General features: G+C 42.7%; 14 protein-coding genes. 4 read left to right on the forward strand and 10 right to left on the reverse strand.

Features of this window, described 5'->3' with window-relative positions; all coding sequences use genetic code 11:
- Window positions 1–82: 82 nt before the first annotated feature.
- The 3 genes from MURRU_RS14960 to MURRU_RS14970 all read right to left on the reverse strand — a co-directional run bounded on the left by MURRU_RS14960 (window position 83) and on the right by MURRU_RS14970 (window position 3304).
- A complete protein-coding gene (locus MURRU_RS14960) occupies window positions 83–952 on the reverse strand; it encodes a helix-turn-helix domain-containing protein (protein ID WP_014034315.1) in 870 nt (289 codons plus the stop codon).
- Window positions 953–1138: 186 nt separating this feature from the next.
- A complete protein-coding gene (locus tag MURRU_RS14965; RefSeq protein WP_014034316.1) occupies window positions 1139–2257 on the reverse strand; it encodes a hypothetical protein in 1119 nt (372 codons plus the stop codon).
- An 84-nt stretch (window positions 2258–2341) separates the two neighbouring features.
- Window positions 2342–3304 carry a transporter gene (locus tag MURRU_RS14970; RefSeq protein ID WP_014034317.1) on the reverse strand — a complete coding sequence of 321 codons (963 nt, stop codon included), beginning with the start codon at window positions 3302–3304 and terminating at the stop codon, window positions 2342–2344.
- Between the two features lie 87 nt (window positions 3305–3391).
- On the opposite strand from MURRU_RS14970, the gene MURRU_RS14975 reads away from it, so the two are divergent.
- Genes MURRU_RS14975 through MURRU_RS14990 form a run of 4 tightly spaced genes read left to right on the forward strand, consistent with a single transcriptional unit; the run spans window position 3392 to window position 8837 of the window.
- Entirely contained in the window at window positions 3392–3652 is a 261-nt protein-coding gene (locus MURRU_RS14975; protein WP_014034318.1) for a DUF4834 family protein, read from the forward strand.
- A gap of 24 nt (window positions 3653–3676) precedes the next feature.
- Window positions 3677–6109: a YfhO family protein gene (locus MURRU_RS14980; protein ID WP_014034319.1), complete on the forward strand. Its 2433-nt coding sequence runs from the start codon at window positions 3677–3679 to the stop codon at window positions 6107–6109.
- The gene (locus tag MURRU_RS14985; RefSeq protein ID WP_014034320.1) at window positions 6109–7377 is read left to right on the forward strand and encodes a glycosyltransferase family 4 protein; all 1269 of its coding nucleotides are present in this window, start codon (window positions 6109–6111) and stop codon (window positions 7375–7377) included. Before MURRU_RS14980 ends, MURRU_RS14985 begins: the two co-directional genes overlap by 1 nt.
- Window positions 7377–8837, forward strand: a complete 1461-nt coding sequence (locus MURRU_RS14990) for a lipopolysaccharide biosynthesis protein (RefSeq protein ID WP_014034321.1) — start codon at window positions 7377–7379, stop codon at window positions 8835–8837. Before MURRU_RS14985 ends, MURRU_RS14990 begins: the two co-directional genes overlap by 1 nt.
- A 50-nt stretch (window positions 8838–8887) precedes the next feature.
- Here the strand turns inward: MURRU_RS14990 and MURRU_RS14995 are convergent, their stop codons facing one another.
- The 7 genes from MURRU_RS14995 to MURRU_RS15025 all read right to left on the reverse strand — a co-directional run bounded on the left by MURRU_RS14995 (window position 8888) and on the right by MURRU_RS15025 (window position 25296).
- Window positions 8888–10102 carry a hypothetical protein gene (locus tag MURRU_RS14995; RefSeq protein WP_014034322.1) on the reverse strand — a complete coding sequence of 405 codons (1215 nt, stop codon included), beginning with the start codon at window positions 10100–10102 and terminating at the stop codon, window positions 8888–8890.
- A 436-nt stretch (window positions 10103–10538) separates the two neighbouring features.
- Window positions 10539–12476 (reverse strand): OmpA family protein, encoded by a 1938-nt coding sequence (locus tag MURRU_RS15000; RefSeq protein ID WP_014034323.1) that lies wholly within the window; start codon window positions 12474–12476, stop codon window positions 10539–10541.
- 10 nt (window positions 12477–12486) lie between these two features.
- Complete coding sequence (locus MURRU_RS15005) at window positions 12487–13443, reverse strand: PorP/SprF family type IX secretion system membrane protein (protein ID WP_014034324.1); 957 nt, start codon at window positions 13441–13443, stop codon at window positions 12487–12489.
- A gap of 47 nt (window positions 13444–13490) precedes the next feature.
- On the reverse strand, window positions 13491–16658 hold the full coding sequence (locus MURRU_RS15010) for a gliding motility-associated C-terminal domain-containing protein (protein WP_187289859.1): 3168 nt from the start codon (window positions 16656–16658) through the stop codon (window positions 13491–13493).
- A 548-nt stretch (window positions 16659–17206) separates the two neighbouring features.
- On the reverse strand, window positions 17207–19141 hold the full coding sequence (locus MURRU_RS15015) for an OmpA family protein (protein WP_014034326.1): 1935 nt from the start codon (window positions 19139–19141) through the stop codon (window positions 17207–17209).
- Window positions 19142–19153: 12 nt separating this feature from the next.
- Window positions 19154–20128, reverse strand: a complete 975-nt coding sequence (locus MURRU_RS15020) for a PorP/SprF family type IX secretion system membrane protein (RefSeq protein WP_014034327.1) — start codon at window positions 20126–20128, stop codon at window positions 19154–19156.
- A gap of 23 nt (window positions 20129–20151) precedes the next feature.
- Complete coding sequence (locus MURRU_RS15025; RefSeq protein ID WP_187289860.1) at window positions 20152–25296, reverse strand: gliding motility-associated C-terminal domain-containing protein; 5145 nt, start codon at window positions 25294–25296, stop codon at window positions 20152–20154.
- Between the last annotated feature and the right edge of the window lie 146 nt (window positions 25297–25442).

Here is a 25442-nt window from a genome sequence, read left to right on the forward strand (position 1 = left end):
AGAAGCAAACAAAGCTGGGATTTTGCTCAAACGTTTTGTTTTTTTGCTGTATGGTCCATTTTGGCAGGGCACGGATCAAATCTCATGCTCTCTTGAATTTTTGGGGAGATACCCCATATTTTTCTTTGAATATGCGACTGAAATGGGAGAGATTTTCAAAACCACTGTTAAAGGCCACTTCACTTATATTTCTTTCGCCTGCTTCCAAAAATGACTTGGCAAGTTCCAGTCTTTTTTGGGTAAGCCATCTACCGGGTGTGGTACGGTAATACTCATAAAATTCCTTTTTGAATACCGAAACACTTCGATTTGCCATTCGGGCAAACTGTTTTACAGTTAGATTAAACATATAATTTTTCTCCATCACCTGCCAAATGGGCGTTTTGGAAATATCCATTAAACTATTTGCATAGGCAAGTATTTTTCTATTGGAAGGATCCAATAAGATGTTAAAGAGTAGTTCTTTGAACTTGAGCTCCAATAAACCTTCCGGTGCCGGTAATTTTTGGGTGAAATATGGGAGAATACTGAAAAAAAACGCTTGAGTGGTTTTGTTTAAATGTATTTCTATCAGCATATCAAAAGGAGGTGCAGGGAGATCCTTCAAAGGAAGGTATTGACGGTATTCCTTGATTATCTGTCGAAAAAAATTGTCCTGAAAATAAAAGGCGAGAACTTTCCATTCCGTTGTCTCGGGCAATTCCTGCAAATAGGCCGTTTTTCGGGTAAGGATGCAGGAATGTTTGGTAAGGTGCCATGATTTTCCACTGTGTCGCATGATCCGGCCACCTTCCAATGTGAACATGATTTCGTTGTAGTGTGAGAAAAGTTGTTGTTGTTTATCTACCTGGGGGCACTTGTAGTACAAAAACAATGTGTCTTTTACGGCCAACTGTTGAAATGTAACAGGGTCTGCAATGCTATCGTCATAATTGTTGTACACAAGTCCCATGTCCTAACAAAATAAAATTCTCTTTAGTCAAGTGTCGGCAGGGCAATCCAAAAATAAAAACGGAATTATGGTAAAAATTATAAAAAATTAACAAGAATCAACAATAACATCGCCATAAAGTGATGAAATCAATTAAAATAATTGAGAGCGCATTATCGATAAGAGAGTTGTCAAAAGGACAAGGTCTTACAGATTCTTTCGGTACGTCCGTCTTCGCTTGATCACTTTCGGGTCAAAGTGCTTCCACATTTGTTGTATGGCAATATTGTCTTCCAGTTCGGGAGTTCTAATACAATTTACCACCCCACGTTTTTTAAAAGTATGGTGGAACTCATTAAAAATGATCGAAGTCACCCCTTTGTTTTGGTATTTGGGGTGTATGCCGATCAAGTAGAAAATGGCATCCTTGCTATGTTTTCGGGCATGGAGCAAATGGAAAATCCCAAAGGGGAACAATTTACCGTTCGCTTTTTGCAGGGCTTTGGAGAAAGAGGGCATTACAATGGCAAAGGCCACCAGGTTATCATCCGAATCCACCACAAACTTAATGTACTCCGGATTTATAAAACTAATGTACTTTTTCTTGAAGTACTCCTTTTGTATATCGGTAATCTTCACAAAGGAGGATAGTTTGGCATAGCTTTCGTTAAAAAGGTCGAACATTTTGTCCACCCAAGGCATAATATCCGCACTTTTTTCAAAGTTCATCTCCCGTAGACCATACCGCTTTTTAATCAGCACATTGGCCTTCGCAAACAACTTTGGGTCGGCATTGGCCGCCGGAAACTTGCTTTCGATGTATTTTTTCTCCGTTGTAAATCCGTATTTTTCGTAATGCGATTGGTAATAGGGGTGGTTGTACCACGTAATCATATTACCAATATGGTCAAAACCTTCGGTAAGCACACCTACTTTGTCCAAATTGGAAAAGCCTACGGGGCCTTCCATATACTCCAGCTGGTTTTCCTTGCCAATATCTCGGACCTTGTCCAGTAATGCCTTGGATACCTCTGGGTCGTCCACAAAATCGAACCAACCGAACCGCATTTTCTTCAAGCCTTGTTCCTTAACTTCCAACCAATTGATGATGGCCGCTACGCGCCCAACAATCTTGTTGTCCCTGTAAGCCAAAAAGAATTTGGCCTCCGCCGTTTTAAAAACAGGGTTTTCGTCCTTGTCAAACGATGCCATTTCATCTTTTATGATGGGGGGGACCCAGTAGGGTGAATCTTTGTAGAGCGAAAAAGGAAATTTTACAAAACGCTTTAAGTCCGATTTGGACTCAACCTGCTTAACGGTTACCATAGTTGCAAATTAATGCTCAATATTAGGAATATTACTTGCAGTAGAAAAGTGAAATTTGTGGAAAACGTAAAAAACTAAGATGGATTAGTTCTTTTTATTGCGCCTTTTTGATTTTTTGTTGGCATTCTTCTTGATTTTTCCGTTCACACCCGATTGTTGCTCGTTGATGGGGATAAGTTCGTCTTTGTGGAAATCCAAACGGTAGGAGAATCCAAGCACCACAAAAATACGTGACGGGTCATTTTTAAAATTGGAACCTAAATGGAAATCGGCCTGAAAATTGGGATTGATCAAACGGGCAACACCAGTTCTTAAAATAATATCGGAATAGCGGTCGCCAGAAATGCCTTGGCCCTCAAAGAAAACGCTCCATCGGGGATCACGAAAAGCATGCGTTAACGATAGGGCATAGCGCCATTCTGGGGAATCGGTGGTAATACGGTCGTAGGCCACATTGGAAATCAACACAAAACGTGGCGAAAGTCTACTTTGGGTTTGAATCCCTCCGCGGTACGAAACCGTGGGTTCTCCGGGATAAAAAGGATTGTCTCCCAGTACAAAATTGGCCCCGCCATAAACGGATACGGCAGGAATCAAATTTTTCCATTGAAACACATTGTTCGCTCTCCAACTATATAAATTGGGTTTGTTGTGCTCTGGATCCTTAAAAGGGTCAAAAACCAAGTATTTTAAACCCACTCGGTTTCGTGAAAAATTGGTCAGATTGCCCTCGATGCCCAAATCGGGGTAGGTGATGTTTTGGGAGATGAAAGAACCCTCGGCAATAACTTCCAGTTCTTCAAAAAGCAGACCGTACCTCAACGCATAATCGGCTCCAAAAATATTGGAATCTGAATTGAGGTCGGCATTATCCTGTTGTTCGTACAACATGCCAATCTCGGCCTGTACCACATTTTTACCAACCGCATAGGCACTGGCTGCCCTTCCAGGTCTATTGGAATTGATGACATCGGTATATTGGGCGAAAATAAATGTTGGGAATAGAACGAAAAGAAATAATGACTTTTTGATCATGGAAATATCCATATAACTGGGTTTTTAATACTATTTTAAGATACGTTTGATGGGTTTACGGGACTAACAATGTAACTTTGATACAATAACTAAGGTTATATGGTTTTATTACAAACGATTTTAATCGTCATATTAGTATACTACGGACTCAAATTACTTTTAAAGTGGTTGGCACCGAAACTCTTGAATTACGCGGTTAAGAAGACGAGCGAACGTTTTGGACAGCAGTTCGGAAACTCCCAAGATTTTGATACTGCGCAGCCTGAGGAAGGGGAGACCATCATTTCCAAAAAACCGTTTAGAAAATCCAATCCCTCAAAAAAAGTTGGAGAATACATAGATTTTGAGGAAATTGATTAATATTTGCCGAATCAAAACCTATCCATGAATCTTTCTCCAAAAGCCATTATCACCCATATTTGTGTTGTCGGTTTATTCATTCTTGCTTCGCTGGTCTATTTTTACCCGGCATTACAGGGAAAAGCCATTTATCAGTCGGACATTGCCCAGTACAAGGGTATGGCCCAAGAACGTGATGCATACAAAGAGCTTACGGGAGAGGAATCTTACTGGACCAATAGTGCCTTTGGCGGAATGCCTACCTATCAATTGGGAGCCAATTATCCGCATAACTATGTAAAGGAATTGGACCGTTTGATTCGGTTTTTGCCCAGACCTGCAGATTATCTTTTTCTCTATTTGATAGGGTTTTACATACTGCTGTTATGCCTAAAGGTTGATTTTCGGTTGGCTGCTCTTGGAGCCTTGGCTTTCGGTTTTTCCACCTATCTGATTATAATTTTAGGTGTGGGGCACAATGCCAAAGCGCACGCTCTGGGATATGTCCCGATGGTTTTGGGTGGCATAGTACTCGTATTTCGAAAAAAATACATTTTAGGATTTATACTGACCGCATTGGCAATGGCGCTCGAGATTAGCGCCAATCACTACCAAATGACCTATTATTTTATGCTTTTGGTACTGGTGATGGGGCTCGTGTACCTTATTTACGCCATCAAAGAAAAAGAACTGAAACACTTTTTTGCCTCTGTCGGTATTTTAATTTTGGCAGTAGTGCTGTCCATTTTCACCAATGCCACTAGCTTGATGGCGACCAAAGAATATGCTGATTGGAGCACCCGAGGGACATCGGAACTGACGATAAACCCAGATGGGAGCGAAAAGGCAATTTCCACAGGGTTGGATTATGATTACATTACGCAATATAGCTACGGAATTGCGGAATCGCTCAATTTGTTTGCACCACGTTTGTTTGGAGGTTCAGGTGGGGAAGATTTGGGCAAGGATTCCAAAGCCTACGAATATTTGACCAATCAAGGACTTACACCGACCAAGGCCATAGAATTTTCCAGCAGTTTGCCCTTATATTGGGGCGACCAACCGATTGTGGCAGCTCCTGCCTATGTAGGTGCTATTGTGTTCTTCTTGTTTCTGTTGGGTGTATTTTTGGTGGATGGTAAAAAGAAATGGTGGTTGCTATCGGGCGCCATATTATCCCTGCTGCTCTCGTGGGGGAGAAACTTTCCGCTACTTACCAATTTTATGATAGATTACTTCCCTATGTACAACAAGTTCAGGGCAGTATCTTCCATTCAAGTGGTATTGGAGCTTTGTTTGCCCGTTTTGGGAATTCTAGGCATTCGCGAATTGTTCAAATCATCGGTGGACCAAATGGAAAAACTAAAAGCTTTAAAGCTAAGTTTCTTTGTTTCCGTAGGACTGGGCATCTTTATTTTCTTGCTCAAAGGGTTCTTTGATTTTGAAGGATTACGTGACGAAACCTATCGCGGGTATTTTGGTGATGAATTGATGACCATGATCCAACGTGACCGTGAAGCCGTTTATATCAGCGATACCATCCGTTCACTGATTTATGTAGCCTTGGCTGCCGCTGCGTTGTGGTTCTTTATCAAAGATAAAATCAATAAAAATATCTTGGTATTTGCCCTGGGTGCCCTGATACTGTTTGATTTGGTAGGCGTAGATCTTCGTTATGTGAACGAAGACGATTTTGTGCGCCAGCGTGAGGTAAACCAACCTTTCCAAGCCAATCAGATAGACCAAATGATTCAGCAAGACGATTCCATCTATCGGGTTTTTGACCCCCAAGAGGGAATCAACGGGGCAAGAACCTCGTATTTTCATAAATCTATTGGTGGTTATCACGCAGCGAAACCCAGAGCGCTTCAAAATTTGTTCGAATATCATTTGTACCAAAACAACCTTCAAGTGTTGAATATGTTGAATGTAAAATACATTATTCAGCAAGATGAGGAAGGGAACAGTTTTCCTGCCGTAAATCCAGATGCCAATGGCAACGCTTGGTTTGTGAATCAGTTGGTGCCTGTTTCATCTGCCAATGAGGAAATTTTGAAACTTAAGGATTTCAATTCCAAAACACAAGCCGTGGTCAACACGAAACAATATCCCGAATTGACCAAACTTCGGTATTCCGTGGATTCCGTGGCAAGTATTGATTTAGTAGATTATCGTCCCGATTATTTAAAATATACTTCCAATAATGCGAACGATGGTTTTGCGGTGTTCTCCGAAATGCACTATTCATCTGGTTGGAACGCTTTTATTGATGGAGAACCACAGGAACATTATAAAGTGGATTATGCCCTTCGTGGTATAAAGGTTCCTGCTGGCCAGCACGAAATCGAGTTCAAGTTTGAGCCCGAAGTGGTGAAAACGGGAAGCCAGATTACCTTGGCGGCCAATATTCTCTTGGGATTGATGATTGTTGGGGGATTGGGCTTTACTTTGTTCCGTGGTAAAAAGGAAGCATCCTAATGCGAAAAATTTTGGTCATAGCGTACTATTGGCCACCCGCAGGGGGACCAGGGGTACAGCGTTGGCTTAAGTTTGTTAAATATCTGCCCGATTTTGGTATTCAACCCATTGTGTATGTTCCTGAAAACCCCAGTTATCCCATTGTGGACGACAAATTAGTTTCGGAAATTCCAGCATCCATCAAAATAGTAAAGCAGCCCATTAAAGAACCGTATGCTTGGGCTTCACTACTTTCCAAAAACAAGACCAAGACGATTAGTTCAGGAATCATCAAAGAGAAAGACCCATCATTTACAGAAAAGGTGTTGTTGTGGATTCGTGGTAATTTTTTTATTCCCGATGCTCGAAAACTGTGGGTGAAACCATCCATTTCATATTTGGCAAAAGTGATTGCAGATGAGGGTATCGAAACCATCATCACAACGGGACCTCCACACAGTCTACATTTGATAGGGCTTGGCCTGAAAAAGAAATACAATATTCAATGGATTGCAGACTTCCGTGATCCTTGGACTTCCATAGGGTATCATAAAAAATTACGATTGACCACCTCATCCCAACAAAAGCATAAAGCTTTGGAAAAGGGAGTGCTTTTAAAGGCCGACAAAATTGTCGTGACAAGCTATACCACCAAAACAGAGTTTGAACAAATCACACCCAAACCAATAAAGGTTGTAACTAACGGTTTTGATGATGATTTACAAGCGGTTCCATTGGATTCCAAGTTTACGATTTCCCATATTGGTTCTTTGCTCACGGGACGAAACCCTTTAGGGTTGTGGCAAGCTTTACAGGAATTGATTGCCGAAAATCAAGCTTTCAAGAACACTGTAAAGCTTCAATTGGCTGGGGTGGTAGGGGAAGAGGTGTTACAATCCATTAAAGAATTTGGGCTGGATGATTTTATGGAGCAGTTGGGTTATCTGTCCCACGATAAAGTTTTGGAAACACAGCAAAAATCGCAATTACTTTTGTTGTTGGAGATTGATTCCGAAGAGACCAAAGGCATTATCCCGGGAAAATTATTTGAATACCTGAATGCAAGGCGGCCTATTTTGGCGATTGGTCCAAAAGGGTGGGAGGCAGGAGCCATGGTGGAACGGCACAGAGCTGGAAATACCTGTTTGCATGATGATGTAGCGGCATTAAAAAATGTACTTTTGGATGCCTTTAACCATTATCGAAAAGGAACTTTGCTTTGCCATTCCAAAGGGGTGGAGCAGTACCACAGAAAGGCATTAACGGAGTCTTTGGCTAAATTTATCTAATGGGAATCGTCTTAAAACAATCCTTTCAGAATACTGTTACGACTTTTATCGGTTTTGCGTTCGGGGCCGTGAACACCCTGTTCCTCTACACTAATATTTTAGCGCCTAAATATTATGGTCTGGTAACCTTTATATTGGCTACGGGTGCTATATTGATGCCTTTAATGGCACTGGGTGTCCACAATGCCACTATAAAATATTACAGTGCCCAAAGTGAGCAGCGCAAGAACGGTTTTATAACCTTAATGCTTTTAAGTCCATTAGTGATTCTAGGCGTTTTATCGCTCTTGACGTGGTTTTTTTATGAGCCGATAGCGCTGTTCTTTTCCAAGGAAAATCCAATTGTCAAGGATTATGTTTGGTATGTGTTCTTGGTGGGAATGGCCATGGCCTATTTTGAGATCTTCTATGCGCTGAGCAAGGTATATTTTAAATCGGTATTTGGTAATTTTATGAAGGAGGTCTTTGTCAGGGTGTGTGTTTCCGTCTTGTTGGGTCTGTTGTACTTTGAGGTGATTTCCCTTGATTTTTTTCTGAAGGCATTGGTGGGGGTATATCTGCTCCGTACCCTTTGTATGAAATTGTACGCGTTTAGACTGCATAGACCCGTGTTGGATTTTAAGTTTCCCAAGGAATCCAGAACTATTTTGGGATATGGTATACTGATGATTTTAGGCGGTTCTGTGGCACTGATTCTTTTGGAGGTGGATAAATTTATGATTAACCAGTTTATTGTTTTGGACAATGTCGCCTATTACAGTGTTGCTGGATATATTGCCTCTAGCATTGTGGTGCCGGCTAGGGCCATGAACCAGATTACCTATCCCATGACCGCCAATTATTTGAACACGGGCAATTTTTTTGAACTGGAACAATTGTACAAGAAGACTTCGCTGACCTCTTTTATTGCATCGGGTCTTTTGTTTGTATTGATTATTTTGAACATTGAAGATTTGTTCCTGATGCTTCCCGAAGATTACCGAGGTGGTTTTTTTATTGTTCTTTTGATTGGTTTGGCCAAGGTCTTTGATTCACTTTTGGGCAACATCAATGCCGTTTTATATTATTCAGAATATTACAAGGTTATTCTGTTGATAGGGATTTGTTTTGCTTTGGCCACTATTTTGCTCAATCTTTGGTTGATTCCTGTTTATGGTATAGAAGGAGCGGCACTGGCCAGCTTTCTCTCCATTATCATCTTTAATCTGGCCAAATTGATCTTTGTAAAGTCAAAGTTTGATTTTTTGCCCTTTACCAAAGCTACGTTTAAGGTTTTTGCGACCTTGGTTTTGCTGTCGGGCCTTTTTTATTTGCTGCGATTTCCTTTTCACCCCATCATTAACATTGGCTTAAAGTCATTGCTTATTGTGGTAATGTATGTGGGTATTTTGTACCGTTTTAATATTTCGGAAGATGTTTCTGGCATCTTGTCCAAATGGTTCAAAAAAAATACCCCGTAGCGAATAAATCCGACTACGGGGTAAACAACTAACCAACCTAAAAAAACTATCTAATTATTTCTTCTGGAAGCACCTCTTGAGCTACTTGTTCTAGCGCTACTTTTTCTGTTGCCAGAACTTCTACTCACACTAGGCCTAGAAGTAGTTTTTCTACTTACAGAACTTTTTCTGACACTAGGTCTAGTGCTTCTGGAAACGGCTTTCCTTGAAGAGTTTCCTCTACTCACCGTAGACCTACTTGGTGTTCTCGTTGTGGCCTTGGGTTTTCTATAAGTACTATGGGTAGAACGCTTAACGGTTCTGTCGTTAGTACTAGAGGTTACTTTTCTGGAACTCACACTTCTTTTATTGGGCGTGCGCGTTACTTTATTATTGGAAGCCGTTGTTCTTCCAGATCTTGTTACATTATTTGATTTTCTATAATTATTGCTCCTAGAATCCCTGGAAGCAACTTTCTGTCTTTTTCCATTATTACTGGAACGGTTAACAGCAGTATTTCCTCTTCTAGAAGAATTCTTGGCTACTCTCGCATTGCTCCTGCCATAATCTGCTGCTCTTCTGTTATTGTTGCCGCGTACAGAAACTCTTCTATCATTTCTATAGATGTTGTCTCTTCTATGTGTATTGTTGTTTCTGTAAACCTTACCAACTCTGGCATAAGCACGTCTTGTATTATGTCTGTAAGGTGAGTAATACGTATATCTTATAGGTCTGTAATACCTTCTATATGGTCTTGCATATACATTACAGAATCCAATGGCAGGTCTTGCAAAATACCTATGGAATGGTCTATGCACATATCTTCTGTTGTAGATATTGATGTATCCTGTGTAGTGACTGAAAACGCCTCCATTATAGTAAACATGCAATCCACCGATTCTACGAACCCTACCGTTGTTATACCAGATTTCTACGTTTCCTATTTGTGAAACACGTCCATAATAATCGTAATAAATAGGGGTGTTCTCAACTTGGATCACGGCACCATAATCATCGTACTGAACATAAGGGTTGTAATTATATCCTGAGTTAAAGGTGATTCCAACATTGCCAATTTGAGCGCCAACACCTACATTCACCCTGTTGTCTATATAGAAATCGAACTCACCATCTGGATAAACCGAAAAGGTTACACCATCTTCCACAAAAATGAAAGAATTTCCATATCGGTAATTGGTGGCAGTAGCCACTGTGTTGGTTGTTTCTGCTTGGATACTTGGTATTCCAAAAATAACCGCTGCTATAATGAGTACTAACTTTTTCATACTACAAGGTTTTAAGTTCTAGATGCAACTATTTACATCCACCCTAAAGTATGCAATCAGCGTGCCAAAAAATGTAATACACTGATAATCAGTAAAAAAATCATGTTTTTTCTATTCTTGAATGATAAACATCGAGGATGAAATGCCAAAACCCAAATCCCAACCTCCAATAACCGAAGCCTAATCGAGATCGGGTGAGTGTGATAAATTTAGATTCTTCAAACACTGTGTGTTTTCAGAATGACAAGCACAAGCAAAAGTTTAATTTCAAACATCAAGAGCAAGTTCAAATACAAAATATCATGTTACAACAACCCAATAACAAAATAACTGAATAACTCAGTAGGCAGTCAACAAGCGTCAAACTTCCGACTTCGTGCTTCGGACTTCCGACTTCGTGCTTCCGACATCACCTCTGGCTTCAAACGATGGTAGTTTAATTTTTAATGATGAACATGGACCTTCTATTGAGTTGGTGCTGCTCTTCTGAACAGTTTACCCCATTGGAACACTCATTTAATAATTGGGACTCTCCATACCCTTTAGAGGATAGTCTGTTTCGATCGATTCCCTTGTCAACTAACCATTCTAGGGTGGATTTTGCCCTTCTTTCGGATAATTGCATGTTGTAGTTATCATCTCCTCTGGAGTCTGTGTGGGACTCTATATGGATTGCCAATTGGGGATATTCTTTCATGGCCTGCAGTATTTTAGCCAATTCTACTTCTGCATCGGGTCGTATGTTGTGTTTATCAAAATCAAAATAGATGGGTTGTAGGTCCAATCGGCACCCCAAATCGTTAACGGGGCAATCGGGTGGGGTAAGGGCTAGGTCTACCTGCAGCATCATGGAGCCTTCAGGTGTCATTACTAATTTTTCTTGGGGTTGGTATTCCTTTTCGTCGTTGGATGCCCTAACTACGTATTGCTTATCACAATCCATATTTTCCTCGAATTGATAGTTTCCATTGGCTTCGGTGACCTGTTGAGATACTACTTTGTTGTCTCTGTCTATAAGGTATACGATGGAACCATCCAACGGTTCCCCTGTGTTTACATCGGTAATGGCTCCATATATAACAGGTTTACAGTTTCTGGTAATAAGATAGATATCATCTGAGCTACTGCCATTACTTCCTTCTCTGTTGGAAGAGAGGTATCCTATTTTTTCATTTTCTTTTACAATAAAGCCGAAATCATCTTGATTTGAATTGATGGGTTGCCCAATATTTTGGATTGCTTCAAAGCCTTTTTCACCATTATAAGAGGCCCTGAAAACATCTAAGCCTCCGAGTCCTACATGACCATCACTTGAAAAGAAGAGCCTATTATTATCACTTATAAATGGAAAGGTTTCTCGTTGCTCGGTGTTAATGATGGGCCCTAGATTAATCGGCTTTCCGTAGTTTCCATTTTCTAGAATATCCACATACCAAATATCGGATTCGCCTAAAGTCCCTTCCATGTTGGATGAAAAATACAGTCGGGTTTCCTCTTGATCCAAGGCGGGGTGGGCCACGGAATAGGAGTCGTCGTTGAAAGGTAATTCTTGTACATTGCCCCAGGTTCCATTATTATTTTTAGTGGCTTTGTAAATTTTTAAGCTTACCAATCTTTTTTTGCCTCTTTTCTTTTTACCATCAATATAATTGTTCCGTGTAAAGTAGGCGGTTTTACCATCTTTGGTGAAAACTGCCGATGATTCATGGTAAGGAGAGTTGATGTCCCCTTCCAAGTTTTTCACATTTTTTAAATTTCCATCTTCACCAATTTCAGCTTCAAAAAGGTCCAAATAGGGGAGACCGTTCCAGTCATGTACTTTGCTGCCCTGGGTATTAATGGATGATGAAGCAAATACAATCTTATCCCCGTAAAAAGATGGACCAAAGTCCGACCCGGACATATTGGAGGTAATATTGGTTACTTTAAACATTTTATTTTTTGAGTTGGTAAGCTCTTCGAAGGACTGCCAATTGTTCATTTGATTTTGGGCCAAGACGGAACCGTTTGATGAAGCGATGAATTTTTCCATCATAACCTTGGATTCTTCATACTTTCCAACACTTTTAAGTGTTTGTGCTGCCCTGAAATAATATTCTGGCTCTACTTCATCAGGAAAGTTCTCAACTAGTTTTCCGTACCATTTGCTAGCTTCTTTATATTCGCTGTTGAAATAATAGGTATCCCCCAATTTCTCAAACACTTGTGCGGATTTGTAACCATCCTCTACTACACTCAAATAAATTTTTCGGGCATCTATATAGTCATAGCTATCAAATTCTTCATCCGCTTTTTTGATTTTATTTTCTTGTGCAAATGCGCTCCCGACCAATAAAAAGACTGAAAGTACATGTATAATTATTCTTCTTTTCATCGTGATTGTTTTAAAAGAATCGTGGGTTTACTACCCTATCTGATTTGTTGAAAATGTCGAAACGAAGAAACACTTCGTAAGAACCATCGCTATATTGTTCTATGTTGGTGGACTGGTAATCGTAGGCCACACCTGCAAAAATTGATTTTGATATTTGAAATCCGGCAAGGGCACTAACGGAGGCACTCCATCTATAGGAAGCCCCGACTGTAAATTTCTCATTGATCAAAAAGTTAGCGGAAAGGTCCCATTGCAAGGGGGAACCACTCACATATTTTACCATTGTGGCAGGTTTAAACTTTAAATTTTCGTTCAAATCGAACACATAACCTGTTATAAAGAAATAGTGTAAACGCTCAATGGCTATATCGTTCTTCTCTACATTCTCCAAAGAGCTTTCATCATAGTGTTTGGAATTCAGAAAGTTGGGAACGGATAGCCCAGCATAAAATCTATCTGTGTTTAGGTAAAGTCCTGCTCCAATTTGGGGTTGTAGTTTGTTGTCCACATTCGTTTGAAAATAGGCGTCGGTTTCATCATAGATGTTCAATCTGCTGTAATCCACATCCAGCATGTCCAATCCGGCCTTCAGTCCAAATGACAACTTACTGGCATTGGATAGAAATACCGAATACGAATAGTCCACAACCACATTGGATTCCATTGCTGGACCAATCCTGTCGTGAACGATGGACAGCCCAAGTCCCATATTATCATATAATCCAATGGGGGAGTTTACCGTAAATGTGCCCGTTTCTGGAGAACCCTCCAAGCTTACCCATTGTGTTCGTCCCAGCAGACCGAAGCTTAACACTTCTCTGGACCCTGCATAAGCGGGGTTCACAACTTGGGTATTGTACATATATTGCGTGTATTGAGGGTCTTGTTGTGCCGTAGAAGTGTACAGGGCGAATAGAAATACTGATAAGGATAAGCAGTAGTTTCTATATGTTTTAAGATGTATCATCCTTGCTATATATTCTTGGTTCTTTATTACTTAATTGTTTGGTTATATTAGTTCCTATTGATGTAGAGGTATCCAGAGTAGCTTTCTTCACCTGGGTTGTCTTCACTTGTAAAGGTCAGTATGTAGAAATAGGTGCCGCTTGGAAGTTTTCCTTCTTTTTGCAAAGTTGCCCTTCCTTCGGGAATACCGTAGAACAGGTTGTTTCCTTGTCCATAGCTATCTGTTTGATATACCAATACGCCCCAACGATTAAAAATCTTCACATTGTTATCTGGGTAGTTTTCAATGCCTTGTATTCTGAAGAAATCATTTGAACCATCACCATTTGGTGTTATTCCGTTGAAGATTTCGAAGCCAGAGCCTCCTCCGGTAAATTCGCAGAAGCTAGACACGTTTATGGATGTGATTTCATTTTCCAGATAGCTATCATTATCGGAATTGTCGAAAATGGTAATATCAGTATTGATCAAATTTGCAGTGACGGTAGCTTGATTTTCCACAAATATGCCACTGATATCTTCTTGGGTAAGATTATAGGTGGCCGTATAAATCCATTCCTCTCCTGGTTGAAGAATGCCATCTTCGGTTGCCTCACTCGTTAAAGGTCCATTTATTTCTTCACCCAACATATCATCGGTCAGCACAATGCTTTCTAGATTGGTACTTCCTGAATTTGTTACGGAAAAGTTATACTCGATACTATCATCACAGCCATCGAAGTCCACATCTTGACCAACACCTGTTTTTATGATAGCTATGCCGAACAATGGTGTGCCGTCTCCATCATCTGGGCAAGCATCATCTGGAACAAGAGTTCTGGTAACCCCATTTTCTTCAAGGCTATCATCGTCAGAGAGGTCGAATACTGGTAGGTCCAGCCCAGCAAGTATTCCATTAACAGTTGCTTGGTTTATGACCGAACCTTGGTCAATGTCCGCCTGAGTGATAGCATAGAGTGCCTGATAGGTCCATGTTTCATCTACGGAGAGTATGCCGTCGTCCCCTTCGTCGGTTCCTGCCACGGGCCCGGGAATCTCGCCCCCGAAAAGTTCATCTTCCAGTACTATCTGCCCCAGGTCTGTTTCTCCTGTATTTGTTACGATAAATGTGTACAAAATGCTATCAATGCAGCCGTCTTGGTCGATATCGGTAAGGGTACCCTCTTTGATAAGCCCCATGTCGACCGGGTTATCAGGACATGCATCATCAGGAACGGGTGTCCTGGTGGGTTCGTCCTCAATCAGACTGTCGTCGTCGGAAAGGTCAAAGACAGGAAGATTCATTCCCACAGGAATTCCGTTGACCGTCGCCTGGTTTATGACTGAGCCTTGGTCTATATCTGCCTGAGTGATAGCATAAAGTGCCTGATAGGTCCAAGTTTCTCCAGAGGACAGTATGCCGTCATTGCCATCGTCCGTTCCTTCCACAGGGCCAGAGATTTCACCTCCGAAAAGGTCGTCCTCGAGTGTAATCTGCTCTAGGTCAGAACTTCCTGTATTGGTCACGGTGAAGGTATACAGAATGCTATCAATACAGCCATCTTGATCAATGTCCACAAGCTCGGCCTCCTTGATCATTCCCATATCAGCAGGGTCATTGGGGCACACATCATCCGGTACAGGGGTTCTGGTGGGTTCGTCCTCTTCAAGACTATCATCATCTGATAAATCGGATACTGGCACATCCTGTCCAACAGGTAGACCATTCACAGTGGCCTGGTTTATCACAGAGCCCTGATCTATATCCGCTTGTGTAATGCCATACAGGGCCTCGTAGCTCCAGGTTTCTCCGGCTGACAGCATACCATCATTGCCATCATCCGTTCCTTCTACAGGACCTGGTATTTCACCTCCGAAGAGGTCATCCTCGAGTGTAATCTGCTCTAGGTCCGAACTGCCCGTATTGGTCACGGTGAAGGTGTACAGAATGCTGTCAATGCAGCCGTCCTGATCAATGTCGACGAGCGTTCCCTCTTTGATCATTCCAAGATTTGTTGGAGATATTTGACAAGAAGGAAGGTCTATAACAGTTGGATCATCCTCAAATGGGCTGTCATCATCAGAAAGATCTGATACAACTGCCCCTGGGTCTCCTTGCACATTTGCGCTCACAGTAGCTTGATTAACAACCTGTTGATTGTCCTTGTCTGCCTGTGTAGTAATATATGGTCCTGAGTATAGCCATGTCTCGTCAATATCAAGAATACCATCGTCATTGTCATCGCCCATAAAGGGTCCATCCACTTCACCTCCGAGCAATGGATCATCCAAGACTACATTTTCCAACGGTACATCTCCTTCGTTGTTCACAGCGAAGTTGTATAGAATAAGGTTACATCCCGGATTGCCTTCAATACCATCCAAAGCAGCACCTGTTTTAATTACTGAGATGTTTGATTGGCAAGAAGGAAGGTCTATAACAGTTGGGTCATCCTCAGATGGGCTGTCATCATCAGAAAGATCTGATACAACTGCCCCTGGGTCTCCTTGCACATTTGCGATCACAGTCGCCTGATTAACAACCTGTTCGTTGTCCTTGTCTGTCTGTGTAGTAATATACGGCCCTGAATATAGCCATGTCTCGTCAATATCAAGAATGCCATCGTCATTGTCATCGCCCATAAAGGGTCCGTCTACCTCACCTCCGAGCAATGGGTCATCCAAGACTACATTTTCCAATGGTACGCCTCCCTCGTTGTTCACGGTGAAATTATACAGAATAAGGTTACATCCCGGATTGCCCTCTATACCATCCAAAGCGGTACCTTTTTTAATTACTGAAATATTGGGGCAAGAAGAAAGGTCTATAATTGTGGTATCGTCTTCCAGTGGGCTGTCATCATCTGAAAGATCCATTACTGTTACGCCTGGTTGTCCTTGAACATCAGCATTCACATTTGCCTGACCAACAACTTGTCCATTGTTGATATCTGTTTGGGTTATGTTGTGGTTGGCCACATAAATCCATGTTTCTCCTGGATCAAGAAACGTGTTGTTGTTGTCATCTCCGGAGTCAGGTCCTGCCAAATCACCAAAAATAGGATCGGAAACAACTACATTTTCCAAAACCTCACCAAGTGTACTTTCGTTTGTTACGGTGTATGTAAATTCAATAGCGTCACATCCTCCAACTACTGTTCCTGATTTCACAAGAGCTATTCCAGCTGCATAGGTTTCACTCTTATGGGCAGTGCTGTAATCGGGGTTATTTGACATACCTGCCAAAATTGAAGTAATACCGTTTACAAAAAATATAAAATTGGTAAGAGTCAGAACTCTTTTTTTAGAAGAAAAGCTTTTGAAGACTTTCTTGAAAGTAATGTTGCACATCTTAGTTTTATTAAATCCACTATGAACGAAAACACCTTGTATACAAGCAATTAACCTTTTTGTGGGACTGGCTTGTAAAATGGCGTCCAAATATTGGTCTTAATTTTGGTTTCAAACTTGACCAATTGATGAATGGGGTGTTTCAATTGATGAATAGGGAGAAATAATTGATGAAAGTGGCTTTATGGCCAGTTTATTAATGAAGGAATGTATCATACAGGCATTTAAAACACGTAGCATAGAGGAATTCTTTGTGGAATTAGGGGCTTGAAAATTTTGTTTTAATCTTAGAATACTTGGAATAAACTAAGGTCAAAACCAGAAAAAAACAGTTTATCTAAAGATGGTGGGTAGGGGTCAAGTTCAAACTCCAAAATATCTAACTTTAGACGTTCAACCTCGTACTTCTGGCATAAATTTTACGTGATAATAGTTCAGTCTTTAATGATGAACATGGACCTTCTATTGAGTTGGTGCTGCTCTTCTGAACAGTTTACCCCATTGGAACACTCGTTCAACAATTGTGTTTCTCCATAACCCTTGGCTGATAGTCTGCTGCGGTCAATGCCTTGTTTAACGAACCAATTCAATGTGGCTTGGGCACGTCTTTCAGATAATCTCAGATTAAACCTATCACTTGATCTGGAATCTGTGTGGGATTCAATATGAATGGAAAGTTCTGGATATTGTTTCATGGCCTGTAAAATCTTGGCCAGCTCCACTTCAGAATCGGAGCGAATGGTATGCTTCCCATAATCAAAATAAATGGGTTCAAGGGTAAGTCTGCATCCCAGATCATCGACGGGACACTCGGGTGGTGTGAGTTCCATATCCATTTGAACGGTATGGGTTCCCCTAGGGGTCACGGTACTTTTATCAGTCGCTGTGTAATCTTTATATTCTGCATGCACCGTATATTTTTTACTGCAATCCACAACACCTTTAAACACATAGTTGCCACTCTCGTCGGTTGTTGTTTCGGTTATTACATTATTGTTCTTGTTCAGTAGTTTTACCGTGACACCGACCAAGGTTTTACCTGTTTTGGAGTCAGAAATGGCCCCTTGGATAACCATGATGCCACAGCTTTCCCAAACCCGGTAAATGTCGTCGGAACTGCTGCCGCCGTCCCCATCTCGGTTTGAGGCCAGATACCCAATCTTCTTTTCTTCATCCAGAATGAATCCAAAATCGTCCTTATTGGAATTTATGGGCTGTTTTAAGTTAGTAACCTCCTTAAATTCACCATCGGGTTCCAAGGAGACCACAAAAATATCGAGGCCACCAAGGCCAAGGTGCCCATCACTCGAAAAGTATAGGTTGTTATTTTTGCCTATAAAAGGAAAACCCTCCCGTGTTTCTGTATTTATTTCAGGACCTAAATTAACAGGTGTACCATAGGTTCCACCTTCCAATATATCCACATACCAAATATCGGAATCTCCATGTGTACCTTCCATATCGGAAGAAAAATACAAGCGCTTTTCATCTGGACTCAGGGCTGGGTGCGCTGCGGAATAGGAATCGTTGTTAAAGGGGAGCTCCTCGATGTTCGTCCATGTACCATTTTCCGTTTTAGTGGCCTTGTAAATTTTTAGGCTGATAAGCTTTTTTCGGCTTTTCTTTTTTCGGCCATCACTATAATTGTTACGGGTAAAGTAAACTGTTTTCCCATCCTTGGTAAATACCGCATTAGATTCATGGTAAGGAGTGTTGATGTCACCTTCAAGAGGTTTGGGGTTCGATAATCTCCAATCTTCGTCTATATCCGCTTCAAAAAGATCAAGGTAGGGCAAACCTGTCCAATTGTGTATTTTATCACCCTCTGTATTGGTGGATGATGAAGCATACACAATTTTATCTCCGTAAAAAGAAGGTGCAAAATCAGAACTTGTCAATAGCCCGGTTATATTGTCCACTTCGTAAGTGCTGGACTTGATACCGACCAAACTGTCCAAGGCAGGGTAATCTTTCATGAAGTTCTTTGCAATTTCCGTATTGGCGGACAACCCGGCGAACTTGCCCATCATTTTTTTGGAGGTATGGTATTCTCCAATACTTTTAAAACTTTGTGAGGCTCGATAATAGTAGATGGGGTCAACATCGTTGGGGTGTTTTTCCATGAGCCGTTTGTACCATTTTACGGCCTCGGCATATTCACTGTTAAAATAATAGGTGTCTCCCAGTTTTTTTAAAACTTGTGGGGATTCATAGCCATCCTCTACAATATTTAAATAAATTTCCCTGGCATCGATATAATTATAGGCATCAAAATCCTCGTTAGCCTTTTTAACGACACTTTTTTGGGCATTTATGGTTGATACCATTAAAACTGCCATTAAAATCTTTAGAATAGTTTTTGGGTACATTAATTGCTGCATTTAAAAGAATCTTGGGGTTAGGACTTTGTCCAGTCTGTTTAGTATATCAAAGCGAATCACGGCTTCATAAGAGCCATTGTTATAATCCTTTATTGTAGTTGAATCATAGTCATAAGCCAATCCAATAAATATAGACTGAGAGATTTGAAACCCCGCTAAGGCGCTGATTGATGAATTCCACCGATAGGAAGCCCCGAGGGTAAATTTCTCATTGATCAAAAAATTGGCGGACATATCCCATTGAAACGGCGCCCCGCTTACAAACTTGGTCAAGCCTGCAGGTTTGAACTTTAGGTTGGGACCAAGGTCAAAAACATATCCTATTATAAAAAAGTAGTGCAAACGTTCTATGGCTATGCTCTGCAATTCTTCATTCTCCAACGAGGATTCATCAAAATGTTTTGAATTAAGAAAATTGGGGACAGAAAATCCTGCATAGAATTTTTGAGTGTGGTAATACATTCCAGCTCCGATTTGGGGTTGAATTTTATTATCTACAGTGTTTTGGAAATGAGGGTCATAGGGATTATGGATGGTCAATTTGGTATAATCAACATCCAATACATCCATTCCAGCTTTTAAACCAAAAGAAAGCTTGCTCACATCATGCCGATCAAGATGAATTGAATATGAATAGTCCACATTGGCATTGGATTCGGTGGCCGGACCTATCTGATCATATACGATGGATAGCCCAAGCCCCATATTGTCCAATGCTCCTATGGGTGAACTTACAGTAAGTGTACCTGTTCGCGGAGCCCCATCTATATCTACCCATTGCATACGCCCCAAAATCCCAAAACTCAACATTTCCCTAGAACCTGTGTAGGCGGGGTTCACAATTTGGGTATTATACAGGTATTGTGTGTATTGCGGGTCTTGTTGGGCATAAGTTGCATGAATGCAGGCAATAACAAGCATCGTCAATAACCAATAGAACTTTTTGTTTGAATGCGACTTATTTTTGAGCTTCATTTTTTGTGTTGGTATATTTTCAGTTAATCCCTATTGATGTAGAGGTAGCCTGAATAGTATTCCTTACCAGGATTTTGTCCCGTAAAGGAAAGGGTGTAGAAATAGGTTCCGCTGGGGAGTTCCCTTTTCTGTTGGATGGTGGCCTTGCCTTCGGAAATACCTGTAAAATAATTGCCATCCAGTCCATATCCTTCGGCTTGATAGACGAGTGCACCCCATCTGTTGAAGATTTTTAGGACGTTATCAGGATAATTTTCAATATTGTTTATTCTGAAATAATCATTAATGTCGTCACCATCGGGCGTGATTCCTGTAAATATTTTAAAATCTGGATCTTGGTTTCCTCCTGAGCAGCTATAATTGGGTACAAAAGTTATGGTTTGATGGTTTTCAAAAAGATTGTTGTCATCAGATAGATCCATAATCTGGATTTCCGTTCCAATGGGTATGGCCGTGACCGTAGCTTGATTGGTGACGGAACCTACATCAATATCCTCTTGGGTAAGGGCGTAGGTATCTTCATAAGTCCAACTTTCCCCAACAGACAAAATCCCGTCCTCATTTATATCATTCCCTAGCAAAGGACCGGTTACTGTGCCACTAAGCAAATCGTCAGTTAGTGTAATTTCTTCTAGATCAACATAACCTCCGTTCGTAACAGTAAAGGTGTATCGGATGCTATCGTCACAACCATCATAGTTTGCATCAAAAAGTTCCCCTTCTTTGATTAATCCAATACCAGCCCCACCAGTGGTACAGACATCATTAAAAATTGTGACAGTGGTAGGATCATTTTCTGTAAGACTATTGTTGTCGGACAGGTCTTGCACCCCGGTGTCGGTGTCCAGTATCTGTGCGGAGACCGTTGCAGAATTGGCCACGCTGCCGTTGTCGATGTCCTGTTGTTCGAGTCCGTAGATCGCCTCGTAGGTCCAGCTCTCGCCAATCGACAGGATACCATCGCCCCCTTCGTCGCTGCCCACTACGGGGCCTGCGAGCGTACCGCCGAGCAGTGGGTCGTCCACGGTGACCTGATCCAGATCCACATCACCTGTATTGGTCACGGTAAAGGTATATTGGATACTCTCATCGCAGCCATCGGTGTTGACGTCGATAAGTGTCCCTGTCTTTATAAGTCCTATTCCCGCACTTCCGTCGGTACAGGCATCGTTGGGGATTGTGGTGTTGGTGGGGTCGTCTTCCAGTAGGCTGTCATCATCGGACAGGTCCTGCACCCCGGTGTCGGAGCCTAGAATCTGGGCCGAGACCGTGGCGGAGTTCATCACACTTCCGTTGTTGATGTCCTGTTGTTCGAGTCCGTAGATCGCCTCGTAGGTCCAGCTCTCGCCAATAGAAAGGATGCCGTCGTCCCCCTCGTCGCTGCCCGCTACGGGGCCTGCGAGCGCACCGCCCAGCAGTGGGTCGTTGACGGTGACTTCGTCCAAATCCACATCGCCCGTGTTGGTCACGGTAAAGGTATATTGGATGCTCTCGTCGCAGCCATCGGTATTGACATCTATCAAGGCACCTGTTTTTATCAGCCCGATTCCTGCGCTGCCGTCGGTACAGGCATCGTTGGGGATTGTGGTGTTGATGGGGTCGTCTTCCAGTAGGCTGTCATCATCGGACAGGTCCTGCACCCCGGTGTCGGAGCCTAGAATCTGGGCCGAGACCGTGGCGGAGTTGACCACGTTGCCGTTGTCGATGTCCTGTTGTTCGAGTCCGTAGATCGCCTCGTAGGTCCAGCTCTCGCCAATAGAAAGGATGCCGTCGTCCCCCTCGTCGCTGCCCGCTACGGGGCCTGCGAGCGCACCGCCCAGCAAGGGGTCGTCCACGGTGACCTGATCCAAATCTACATCTCCGGTGTTGGCCACGGTAAAGGTATATTGGATACTCTCGTCGCAGCCATCGGTATTGACATCTATCAAGGCACCTGTTTTTATCAGCCCGATTCCTGCGCTGCCGTCGGTACAGGCATCGTTGGGGATTGTGGTGTTGGTGGGATCATCTTCCAGCAAGCTGTCATCATCGGACAGGTCCTGCACCCCAGTGTCGGTGCCCAGAATCTGGGCCGATACCGTTGCGGAGTTGACCACGCTGCCGTTGTCGATGTCCGGTTGGGTGAAGGCGTAGATTGCCTCGTAGGTCCAGCTCTCGCCAATGGAGAGGATGCCGTCGTCCCCGTCATCGCTGCCCGCTACGGGGCCTGCGAGCGCACCGCCGAGCAGTGGGTCGTCCACGGTGACCTGATCCAAATCTACATCGCCCATGTTGGTCACGGTAAAGGTATATTGGATACTCTCATCGCAGCCATCGGTGTTGACATCTACCAAAGCTCCGGTTTTTATCAGCCCGATACCGGCACTTCCATTAATACAGGCATCGTTGGGGATTGTGGTGTTGGTGGGGTCGTCTTCCAGTAGACTGTCGTCATCGGACAGATCCTGCACCCCGGTGTCGGAGCCTAGAATCTGGGCCGAGACCGTGGCGGAGTTCATCACACTTCCGTTGTCGATGTCCTGTTGTTCGAGTCCGTAGATGGCCTCGTAGATCCAGCTCTCGCCAATGGAAAGGATGCCGTCGTCCCCCTCGTCGCTGCCCGCTACGGGGCCGGCGAGCGCACCGCCTAGCATGGGGTCGTCCAAGGCGACCTGATCCAGGTCCACATCACCTGTATTGGTCACGGTAAAGGTATATTGGATACTCTCATCGCAGCCATCGGTGTTGACGTCGATAAGTGTCCCTGTCTTTATCAGCCCGATTCCTGCGCTGCCGTCGGTACAGGCATCGTTGGGGATTGTGGTGTTGGTGGGATCATCTTCCAAGAGACTGTCGTCATCGGACAGATCCTGCACCCCGGTGTCGGTGTCCAGTATCTGTGCGGAGACCGTTGCAGAATTGGCCACGCTGCCGTTGTCGATGTCCTGTTGTTCGAGTCCGTAGATCGCCTCGTAGGTCCAGCTCTCGCCAATGGAGAGGATGCCGTCGTCCCCCTCGTCGCTGCCCGCTACGGGGCCTGCGAGCGCACCGCCCAGCAGTGGGTCGTTGACGGTGACTTCGTCCAAATCCACATCGCCCGTGTTGGTCACGGTAAAGGTATATTGGATGCTCTCGTCGCAGCCATCGGTATTGACATCTATCAAGGCACCTGTTTTTATCAAACCAATGGATGGTGAGCTAATTTGACAACTAGATACATCAATAGAGGTAATGTCATTTTCATCAATACTATTGTCATCGGATAAATCTTCTATCATCAGGTCTGGAAGTCCAAGAACATTGGCAGAGACCACAGCTTGATTATCCACTTGTCCGGCATCAATATCGGCTTGTGTTAGGGCATAAGTGGCGGTATAGGTCCAAGTTTCATCTATATCCAAGCGGGTATTGTTATTCGCATCACCTTCAGGACCTTCAATGACGAGGGGTAGGTTTAAATCGTTCAGCACCACATTTTCCAATATTTGATCGTCACCACTTTCATTGGTAAGGGTAAAAGTGTAATCAATGGATGTGCAATCTTCACTAAGAACACCAGTTTTGATGAGTCCCATGCCAGCGCAGTTGACAAGTGGCACCACGGTGGGACGGTCTTCATCAATGCTTTCATAATCGGAGTAATCCTCTACATCAATATCTGCACTTAGGAGTTTTGCCTTTACATGTGCCTGATTTTCTACCTGTTCTGCATTGATGTCATCTGCAGTTAGTTGATAAGTGGCTGTATAGTCCCAAGTTTCCCCTGGATCCATAAGGCCATCATTGTTGATATCTCCTTCGGGACCTTGTATTAAAAGTTCTGGATGATTTAAATCTGCCAATGTTATACTTTCCAGTATCTGGTCGGGACCGCTTTGGTTGGTCACCGAAAAGGAATACGCTATTTGGCTGCAACCTCCTTCCTCTCCAAGACCATTAGTGACCACTCCTTTTTTAATAAGACTGATCCTTGGCGAACATGCTGAAAGGTCCACCACGGTGGGACGGTCTTCATCGGTACTTTCATAATCGGAAAAATCCTCGAGGGTAATATTCACTGGCCCCAATAGCTCGGCCCCGACACGTGCTTGGTTTTCTACCGATCCAGCGTTGATATCATCGGCAGTAATTTGGTAATTGGCCGTATAGTCCCAAGTTTCTCCAGGATCCATGAGACCATCATTGTTGATATCTCCTACGGGGCCTTGTATTAAAAGCCCTGGGTGATCTAAATCTGCCAGCGATATATTCTCAAGTACTTGATCGGGGCCACTTTGGTTGGTCACCGAAAACGAATACGCTATTTGGCTACAACCTCCTTCCTCGCCTAAACCGTTTGTGGTTACACCTTTTTTAATAAGGCTGATTTTTGGCACACAAGAAGATAGGTCTATCGCTGTTTTTCTATCTTCGTCCAAGCTAACATAATCCGAAAGGTCGCTGACCATTATATTGGGATCAACAGTAGTAACACCTTCCACGTAGCCTTGAACCAACATAGTACCAGCCAAGTATTCTTCTGCGGTAGGGACATAGGCCACTTTGTAAATCCATACTTCACCTGGATCCAACATACCGAAGTTAATATCATCGCCACTGTCCGGCGCTAAGATATTGCCTTGGTGGGAGTCGTTCAGCACAATGGATTCAAATGTTTCGCCGGGAACGTCACTAGTATGGTGCAGTTCATAAGTAAGCTCAACACTGGAACAGCCCGGGTCTCCATTTCCCAAAGGGCCTGTGGTCACTCCTGTCAAAAGTAAGGAGATACCAGTACCACAATCATCCAAAAACGTTTTTGTGGTAGCATCCCAATTTTGTAATGTTGGGTGTGACAGATCGCTCACTAAAACCCCTGGTTGGCCTACCACATCAGCCTTGACTGCGGCCTGATCCTCTGCGATACCATTTTCTATTTCACTTTTAAGAATTATTCGTTTGCCTTGATATGTCCATTGTTCCCCTACATCCAATTGGCCGTTATTGTTATCATCACCATCTTTAAAGCTTATGGTAATCTCTGAGCCCATACTTATATCTATGTTTTCAAGAGATTCGTTGTTTGTACTTGTATTAAAAATCAATATCCGAAACTCGATATAGGTACAACCTGGCGTATTGTTGTTATAGGTAAGTGTTTGAGTTTGAAGTATTGCAGCAATGCCAGGTGCGTACAACCCCTTGTCCACAGATGTTTTAAAAGAAGTAGGGAACTCACTTTTAATTATTGGTCCTTTTGAGCAGAGTGTTTCATTTATTGTATGAGAACTTTTGTTTCCAAGTACATTAGAAACCAATAAAATTGAAAGTAGGATAAAACAAACAACGTATTTTT

This window comes from Allomuricauda ruestringensis DSM 13258, assembly GCF_000224085.1.
In the GTDB taxonomy this organism is placed as follows: domain Bacteria; phylum Bacteroidota; class Bacteroidia; order Flavobacteriales; family Flavobacteriaceae; genus Flagellimonas; species Flagellimonas ruestringensis.

Excerpts from the sequence above, each read along its gene's own strand:
- MURRU_RS14960 (WP_014034315.1), bottom strand. The coding sequence starts at position 952 with ATGGGACTTGTGTACAACAATTATGACGATAGCATTGCAGACCCTGTT.
- MURRU_RS14965 (WP_014034316.1), bottom strand. The coding sequence starts at position 2,257 with ATGGTAACCGTTAAGCAGGTTGAGTCCAAATCGGACTTAAAGCGTTTT.
- MURRU_RS14970 (WP_014034317.1), bottom strand. The coding sequence starts at position 3,304 with ATGGATATTTCCATGATCAAAAAGTCATTATTTCTTTTCGTTCTATTC.
- MURRU_RS14975 (WP_014034318.1), top strand. The coding sequence starts at position 3,392 with ATGGTTTTATTACAAACGATTTTAATCGTCATATTAGTATACTACGGA.
- MURRU_RS14980 (WP_014034319.1), top strand. The coding sequence starts at position 3,677 with ATGAATCTTTCTCCAAAAGCCATTATCACCCATATTTGTGTTGTCGGT.
- MURRU_RS14985 (WP_014034320.1), top strand. The coding sequence starts at position 6,109 with ATGCGAAAAATTTTGGTCATAGCGTACTATTGGCCACCCGCAGGGGGA.
- MURRU_RS14990 (WP_014034321.1), top strand. The coding sequence starts at position 7,377 with ATGGGAATCGTCTTAAAACAATCCTTTCAGAATACTGTTACGACTTTT.
- MURRU_RS14995 (WP_014034322.1), bottom strand. The coding sequence starts at position 10,102 with ATGAAAAAGTTAGTACTCATTATAGCAGCGGTTATTTTTGGAATACCA.
- MURRU_RS15000 (WP_014034323.1), bottom strand. The coding sequence starts at position 12,476 with ATGAAAAGAAGAATAATTATACATGTACTTTCAGTCTTTTTATTGGTC.
- MURRU_RS15005 (WP_014034324.1), bottom strand. The coding sequence starts at position 13,443 with ATGATACATCTTAAAACATATAGAAACTACTGCTTATCCTTATCAGTA.
- MURRU_RS15010 (WP_187289859.1), bottom strand. The coding sequence starts at position 16,658 with ATGTCAAATAACCCCGATTACAGCACTGCCCATAAGAGTGAAACCTAT.
- MURRU_RS15015 (WP_014034326.1), bottom strand. The coding sequence starts at position 19,141 with ATGTACCCAAAAACTATTCTAAAGATTTTAATGGCAGTTTTAATGGTA.
- MURRU_RS15020 (WP_014034327.1), bottom strand. The coding sequence starts at position 20,128 with ATGAAGCTCAAAAATAAGTCGCATTCAAACAAAAAGTTCTATTGGTTA.